Here is a 1,201-nt window from a genome sequence, read left to right on the forward strand (position 1 = left end):
CGGCCGCCATGGTTGGCAACAAACCCGCTGCACCAACGATGGCTGCCATTACGCTATCTACTTCTTCTAATGAAGCCACATGACAAAGTGCATCAACACCACCTAACACTTCTGTATTTGGTGAAATGGTGTGGATTTCTGATTGCAGAGCAACAGCCGCAGCCTTATCCGCCATTACTGCGAATTTAGGCTGCCATTGGCGACAAAGTGCCACCATCTTTTCAACGTTAGTGCCAGCCGCCAGTGCGACCACAGAAAACAGCTCTGGGTTTTGTTCAACCACTTTTAAGGTGCTTGCACCTATTGAGCCTGTTGCACCAAGAATCGTTAACTTTTGCATGTTGTAAGACCGTTAGAAAAATTCAGGAGCGATGAAGCCGCTCCCGATAAATTAGAATACGTAGTATAGAAGAGCAAAGACTGGAAATGCAGCAGTCAGGCTATCGATGCGATCTAATACGCCACCGTGGCCTGGAATGATGTTACTGCTGTCTTTGATGCCAGAAACACGCTTAAACATGCTTTCGACTAAATCACCTAATACAGAAATCACGACCGTGATCAACGTAATGATGATCATATGAATTGGGCTCGTGAACTGGATATTGAACCAATCGGCAAACAACCAGCCAACAATCAGTGCCGCGATGATACCGCCAATAAGACCTTCAATCGTTTTGTTTGGGCTAACATGTGGTGCCATCTTGCGCTTGCCTAAACTTTTACCAGCGAAGTAAGCACCGCTGTCTGCAGCCCATACCAAGAAGCAAACGTACATTACGAGCTTTGCACCGTGGTATGGATCTACCGAAATGTCTGAGGCTCTTAGAATGATTACACTCCAAAGAAAAGGGAGTAATGTCAGAAAACCAAAAACATGTCGTAAAACAAGATTGCCTTGCCAAGATTTTGTGGTTTTCGGGTAAGTAATTGCCATCAAGCTCGCAATAATCCACCACACAAAACCAAGCCCTAACACAACATAATGAGGTGTACTCAAATGGTTTAAGCTATGTGCGTCAGGTGAGATAAAGAGAAAACTAAGTCCGGTAACAACGGCTGCCGGAATCAGTGCAGCAATGCGAGAATTGCTTTCTGTAAATTGTGTCCACTCCCAAAAACCTAACAGTGTTATCGCCGTCAACGCGATAATAAAGCCCATTAGGGGTAACTTAAAAATACCTAAAATAACCAGGGGAGC

Annotated in this window: 1 protein-coding gene and 1 pseudogene; both read right to left on the bottom strand. The window is 45.0% G+C overall.

Going from position 1 to position 1,201, the window contains the following annotated elements; all coding sequences use genetic code 11:
• Positions 1 to 340: pseudogene (locus R8O70_RS25705) on the bottom strand (1-deoxy-D-xylulose-5-phosphate reductoisomerase); the annotation flags it as partial.
• A gap of 51 nt (positions 341 to 391) precedes the next feature.
• Positions 392 to 1,201, bottom strand: an 810-nt coding sequence (locus R8O70_RS25710; protein ID WP_318184525.1) for a phosphatidate cytidylyltransferase, incomplete at its 5' end; no start/stop codon positions are given.

This window comes from Vibrio sp. 779(2023), assembly GCF_033344285.1.
Taxonomy (GTDB): domain Bacteria; phylum Pseudomonadota; class Gammaproteobacteria; order Enterobacterales; family Vibrionaceae; genus Vibrio; species Vibrio alginolyticus.